The 6,704-nt window shown below is 48.5% G+C and carries 3 protein-coding genes; 2 read left to right on the top strand and 1 reads right to left on the bottom strand.

All coding sequences use genetic code 11. The features are described 5' to 3' along the window. Positions 1-309: 309 nt before the first annotated feature. Complete coding sequence (locus ACEW9J_RS20710) at positions 310-3,309, bottom strand: MFS transporter (RefSeq protein ID WP_373546984.1); 3,000 nt, start codon at positions 3,307-3,309, stop codon at positions 310-312. Between the two features lie 358 nt (positions 3,310-3,667). Here ACEW9J_RS20710 and ACEW9J_RS20715 point away from each other — a divergent pair, with 358 nt between their 5' ends. Further along, positions 3,668-5,197, top strand: a complete 1,530-nt coding sequence (locus ACEW9J_RS20715; RefSeq protein WP_373546985.1) for a glycoside hydrolase family 13 protein — start codon at positions 3,668-3,670, stop codon at positions 5,195-5,197. 460 nt (positions 5,198-5,657) lie between these two features. Further along, on the top strand, positions 5,658-6,443 hold the full coding sequence (locus tag ACEW9J_RS20720) for a CAAD domain-containing protein (RefSeq protein WP_373546986.1): 786 nt from the start codon (positions 5,658-5,660) through the stop codon (positions 6,441-6,443). Positions 6,444-6,704 lie beyond the last annotated feature (261 nt).

The following is a 6,704-nucleotide window of genomic DNA, read 5'->3' on the forward strand; positions in this document are numbered from 1 at the left end:
TGTCGTTTTTTTATTCGGGGGGGACCCCCGAATAAAAACGCCGCTAAACCCTCGGCAGAGCCGAGGAGCGCGAAACGCCGCCCTCTCAAACTCCCCTACGTATGGATGGCGTGTGTGAAGCTTGGAGCGGCATTCACTTCACTCTAGATGGTAGTTGAGGGTTCTATAAAGGGGAGGGAACATGAAAAGCCCCCCCTTATAAAGGGGGGGTTGGGGGGGTAAATCAACCTAAACCGTAGTCTAGCCGTTCGCTGAGTGCAAACTATCAACTATCAACTATCAACTATCAACTATCAATTATCAACTAATTTAAGCGATCGCACCTGCTACGGCTGCGGCAATACCGGAGGTGAAAGCGGTGGCAAATAACCACCAGGCGGCTGTTGCTGCGGCTTTGCGTGTGGCTTCTGCTTGTGCCTGTGCTTGACGCTTGATGTCTTCGAGTCGATGCTGGATCTGGTCTTGAATCCGCTCGGCTCGGTGCAGGACATTGGTACGAACGCCGTCAACCTTGTCGATAATCCGGTTGGCATCGGCTTGGGAGATATCATCCCGCGAACTGAGCACCGCGACTAAGGTATCGCGATCGAAATGTGAGAGCCTGTCGCGGAGTGCGTCGAAACCTGCATTCGGGTCGTCAAACAGCTTGCGGACATCGTTTTGGATGCCATCATAGTTGAGTTCGGGGCGTTCGAGGGCGTTGAGGTAGTCGCGGACTTTACCCAGGATGCCGTCAATTACGGACTGAACTTTGGCTTTGATGGCTTCTAATTGCCCGACCATTCGATCGCGAACGGCGAGGACTCGATCGACGATCTGTTCGGCTTCAGCTTGGGAGATATCTTCCCGCTGGGATAGCAACGCTACAATGGTGGCTCGATCGACATGGGACAGTCTGTCGCTGAGGTGGTCTAAACCCAAGCGGGGATCTTGCAGTAGCAATCCGAGATCGCGTTTGATCCCATCGGGATTGAGTTCCTTTTTGTCGGTATTGCGGAGGTAGTCTTCCAGCGTAGTTTGGAAGTCTTGGACTTTGGCTTGGGCGCGAACTGCCAATCGTTGTGGGGTACGTAGCACACCCCGAATGGTGTCCTGTACCTGGTCGATCGTTGCGTTAGCTTCGGCTTCTGAGAGGTCGTCGCGCTGGCTGAGGAGCTGGACGAGGGTATCTCGATCGATCTGGCTCAAGCGATCGCGAATTGATTCTAGCCCCGATTTGGGGTCATGTAGCAATGTAGTGAGATCGCGTTTGATGCCATCGGGGTTGAGTTCGGATTTCCCCGTCCGACGGAGATAATCAGCGATCGCCGAGGTGGTATCTTCATACTGAGTCTTAGCTTTATCTACTAGAGCTGCTGGTGCGTGAGTTACCTGTTTCCAGTTTGACTCCACGCCATCTAAGATGTCATTGACTTGGGCTTCGTTGAGATCTTGGCGTTGACTCAAAAGCTGTACCAAAGTATCTCGATCGAAACTAGCCGCCCGCAGTTTCAAGTCGTGAATGCCCGCTTGCGGATCGTCTAATAGCTTTTGGATGTCCCGCTTGATGCCTTCAGGATTGAGTTCCGCGTTCCCAGTACTGCGGAGGTAGTCCTGTACCTGTTGCCATTGAGTTGTCACCCTGGTTTGGATGCCAGCTTGTAGCCCCTGAGTATCGGCGATGGCTACTTCCAGGATCGGCGCGAGGGATTGGGCGATCTGTGATTTCTCAGCAATAGTGAGATCGCTCCGTTGCTGAAAACCGTTCAAAGAGCGATCCTGTTTGAGCCGAGCCAATCGATCGTGTAGTTCTTGAGGATCGGCGTCAGGATCGGCTAATAGTGCTTTGAAGTCTTGAGCTGCGGCGTTAGAAAATAACCGCTCTTTGGGAGTCGTTTGCAGATATTGGTTGACAGTAGTCTGCATCTTTTCAAACATTCCGCTCGTTTCGGCAGCGCGCACTTGTGCCAAAACTTGCAACCGGACTCGATCGAGAGCCGCTGTCAGCTCGGCGATCTTCTCTTGGGTAAATACTCCGCGCGACTGGAGGATGGTGGTAAATTCAGCAGGTTTGAGCGTTTCAATCCCCTGACGAATACTTCTGGCATCGGCTTTAGGATCGTAGAGAGTATCGCGAAAATCCCGCTCGATCCGTTCGGGAGTCATTTGCCAAGAGTAAGTATTGAGTAAATAGTGCTCGACATCCGATCGAATCACACTCGCACCAGCCGAAAGGTTCGGACTTGGCTTATCAGTTACTTTATCTACCTGGGTTTTGAGCTGCGACTGAGCATCCTTGACTTGACCCTTAATTTTTTCAACGTCGAGGTCTGATAAGTCCAAGCGACCCAGTACAATCCCCATCAAAGCACCCAATCCTTGCTCTAACTGGCTCGAATTTTCACCCTGACCCATATCCTTGACAAATCGATCGAGCTGCTGTGAGAAGCCGCCTGAGAGTAGATCTTGAGGTTTAGCCGACTTGACCAGCTTCATCAGTTCGCCCAGTCCGCCACCTTTAGCTACTCCGCCAATGGCTCCATTCCACGATTGGTCGAGTTCATCGACAATCTTTTTGACATCGCGGGGCGATAGATCGGTGCGCTCTTTGAGGAGATTTTCAAAGGTTTCGCGGCTGAGTGTCGGTAAGTTATCCTTATCGATATTTTTGGTAAAGTCAGAATCTTTGAGGATTTTTTCAAATTCGGCTCTAATCCCCTTAATATCCAGCTCTTGCGGCTTCACCGTGCCGAGTAGATCCCTAAAAGATGCCTGAACTTCTTGAGGATCGATATAGGCGGTCATTTCACGGCGGACTGCTGCTGCGACTGCTTCAGCAGATGAAACTAGTTCAGCACCTGCCGCTTTTGCCCCTAGAGCCGCTGTTGCTGTCCCAAATACCGTTTGAAACCCTTTGGTTGCGGTACTCACCACAGAGCCGACTAGAGAGCCGACAGTGGTGGAGCTAATCCAGATCAAAATCGAAAAGTAAGCAGCCCAGATCGTCAGACCCAGAGTTGCACCAATTACGGCACTATTTACCAGGCTCAATTTCGCAGCCAGCAAACACGCAAAAAATAGCGCGATACTAACTGTGGCTACTGTCCAGACACCTACTGCCGTACCGATCGGCGGCAAACTATTGCCCGAACTATGAGTATCATCATCATGGGGAGCCAGACTCCAGACGGAAATGCCCGCCGCTACTGACAAATTGGTCAGCAGCATCTGAAATCCAAACGTCAAGAATAAACCCGCCACCAGAGCCGTAAAGAATTGCGGCGATGAAAAAGCTACCGTCGTCCGCTCAATAGTATTAACCTGAGCCATCAAATCGGCTACATGGCTGTGAAAAAGTGACCTAATTACCAACATCGCTTTCTCCTATAAATGCCAGAGTGAAGTTAAAAAATCGCTAATCTAACCGATTAGTCAGGGCAGAGTTGATGTTCCACCTACTTAGACCATTCAATCTCTAATTAGAACTGTTAGCCAACTTCCCTATGAGGGAGGAGTAAAGTGCTATGTCTATCCCAAAAGACATAGATGCACAACTAGGTTTGTTCGGGACAATAGATAAGTAATACCGTGCTACTCAAACAGTATTAGATGCTGGTGCGTTACTCTACATCGCTGGTGCGTTACGCTCTGCGATAACACACCCTACCTTTATCCCGTCACGTTAACTATGAAAATTGAGACACCAACATGGGTCAAACATGCAGTTTTTTATCAGATATTTCCCGATCGATTTGTCATCAGTCAAGAACCTCGCAAACGCTTATTAAAAAATCCCACCTGGGAAGACTGGAGTGCGCCACCAACTCAACAAGGTTATAAAGGTGGTGACTTGTGGGGAGTCATCGACAAACTGGATTATCTTCAGGATCTGGGCATCAATGCGATTTACTTCACACCGATATTTCAGTCCACATCCAATCACCGCTATCATACTCACGACTACTATCAAGTCGATCCGCTCCTGGGTGGAAATAAAGCCTTCGAGCAACTACTAGAGCAAGCTCACCAGCGCGATATCAAAGTTGTCCTCGATGGAGTCTTCAACCATGCCAGTCGGGGCTTTTTCTTTTTTAGTGATATCTTAGAAAACGGCCCCAATTCCCCGTGGTTGGATTGGTTTAAAATTCATGACTGGCCGCTTTCAGCTTATGATGGCGATCGACCTGCTAACTACGAAGGTTGGGTAGACAATCGCGCTCTACCTGTATTCAATCACGATAATCCTGATGTCAAAGAATACATCATGGAGATTGCCGAGCACTGGATTAAAATGGGTGTCGATGGCTGGCGGTTGGATGTACCATTTGAAATTAAGACAGAAGGGTTTTGGCAAGAGTTTCGCGATCGAGTCAAAGCCGTTAACCCCGAAGCTTATATCGTGGGCGAAGTCTGGACAGATGCCAGACAATGGCTCGATGGTACCCAATTTGATGGGGTGATGAATTACCTATTTACGGGGCCGACGATCGCTTTTGCCGCTGGCGATCGCGTGGTAATGGATTATGTCCAAAATCCCAGTTATGAACCCTACCCGCCCCTATCTGCCCCCGCATACGCCGCCAAAATTCAGGCGGTGCTGGATTTGTACCCCTGGGAAATTCAGCTTACGCAGTTAAACCTCTTAGCCAGCCATGATACCGCGCGATTGATGTCGATCGCTCAATCCGATCGCGCCAGTGTCGAACTATCTACGCTGCTATTACTGACATTTCCAGGTGCAGCCAGTATTTACTATGGCGATGAGGTAGGTTTAGCAGGAGCAACCGATCCTGACTCCCGCAGGGGATTTCCCCCTGAGTCGGATTGGGACTTAGAACTTTTGAGCTATCATCAGCAACTCATCGCCCTCCGTCATGCTCACCCAGCTCTACGAATCGGTACCTATCGATCGATCTATGCCGAGGGAAGTGCGTATGTTTTCGTTCGGACTCTGGATGAGACGGAAATCCTCGTCGCCGTCAATGTCGGTACCGAGTCAGTAAAAGTCAGCCTGGATCTAGTAGCTCTGGGATTAAAGACTCGCCCCGAACGACAACTATTTGGCACGGCGGAACTGTCATGGAAACAGGATGAGGCGGCTCATCTGACGATCGATCTGGCTGCTCGGAGTGGTTGTATCTTAACGTCAGTGTCTCCTAAGAGCCTAGAGACTGAAATCGTTGGCGGTACCACAACGAAGCCAATATCCTTAACCTAAACTGACATCCTCTTAGGAAACTATAGCGATCCTAAATCAGATCTCTGCGACCTTTATACTACACATGGTGCGTTAGGCTCAAGCCGTAACGCACCCTACCTCAACTTCCGTACCACTCCGATCGAGAGACATCACCATTCACCATTCACCCCCTACACTAGATGTCTAATTTGACACTGACATCCTCTTAGCAAACTACCCAGATTAGACATATTTTTGTCCTCTATCTAATGGTTCGAGCTAGATCGGTAAATCGAATGATGACCGATCGAAATCGGACTCGTATCATTATATAAATGAGTTGAAAAGATTGTGGCTTTCTGGCACTGATTCGATCGATTGATGATGACTAGTGCTGATGACATTAGTGATTTTCCGCAGTCAGGGGCTATGCCAAATCGGCAATTTCGCTAAATTAATTCAACTTTTATTCGTTATTTGAAATCAACGGGCCACTGCCATGAAAACCGAGATTGCGCTGCATGAGATTATGAGAATTGATGAGTATGCCGAAGCAGAAGCGGAAACTATTTCAGCAGATAGTTCTACTCCTGCTGATGCGATGAAGCACGGGGAATCGCCAACTGACTTGGTAGATAATCCCGCTGCTGCTGAATCGGTAATCGCAGAGGAATCGCTAACGTCTGTAGATACTCCTGCTGAAACCATTATGAATTACGATGAATCGCCCATTGAGTCGGCAGATATTCCTGCTGAAACCATTATGAGTTATGACGAATCAACAGCCCTTTCCACAGATACTCCGGTGACTGAAGCTGTGATGAGTGATAACGAATCACCAGCCATGTCCGTCGATACTCCTGAAAATGTGATGAATTATGACGAAACTCCAGCCATTTTAGGAGATATTCCGGTTAATGAACCGATGATGAATAACGAGCAATCGACAGTTGAGTCAGCAGAAGAACTGTGGGTAACTATTCAAACCAGAACGACAGGATTTTTTGAAGAAACAGTATCAACTATTGCGATCTTCTTTAAAAACAATCGTCAGCTTCTGACGATTCTAGGTGTAGCTTTTATCGCTATTCTTGGATTTAAACTGATGTTTGCGGGATTGAATGCGATCGATGATATCCCACTGGTAACACCACTGCTCAAACTAATTGGTTTAGTATACGTAGTCCGGTTTGTTTGGCGTTACTTGCTCCGCGAACAAGATCGTCATGAACTAGTTGAAAATATTAACCGCACCAAAGCGGAAGTATTGGGCGGTCAGAATTAAGCAAGTCTGGAACCAAATTGGATTTTCGAGTCGGCTAGACTTCGGTTGATGTCGAGCTACCCCCCCTTGTAGAGCAGGGCTGATCCATCCACCAGAGAAAAACCGCTCTAACCCTTTTCTGTCGTTAAGTCTCGATCGAATGTAGATGGAAGTTAAACGAAACAATTGGGTTTTAGCATTATTCTTTTTCCAATAGATCAGCCCTGCCCCTTATAAAGGGGCTTTTGTAATCTTGCTCCCTCCCCTTTATAAGGGAGGGCT

This window comes from Chamaesiphon sp. (genome assembly GCF_041737865.1).
Taxonomy (GTDB): Bacteria; Cyanobacteriota; Cyanobacteriia; order Cyanobacteriales; family Chamaesiphonaceae; genus Chamaesiphon.

Excerpts from the sequence above, each read along its gene's own strand:
- ACEW9J_RS20720 (WP_373546986.1), top strand. The coding sequence starts at position 5,658 with ATGAAAACCGAGATTGCGCTGCATGAGATTATGAGAATTGATGAGTAT.
- ACEW9J_RS20710 (WP_373546984.1), bottom strand. The coding sequence starts at position 3,309 with ATGGCTCAGGTTAATACTATTGAGCGGACGACGGTAGCTTTTTCATCG.
- ACEW9J_RS20715 (WP_373546985.1), top strand. The coding sequence starts at position 3,668 with ATGAAAATTGAGACACCAACATGGGTCAAACATGCAGTTTTTTATCAG.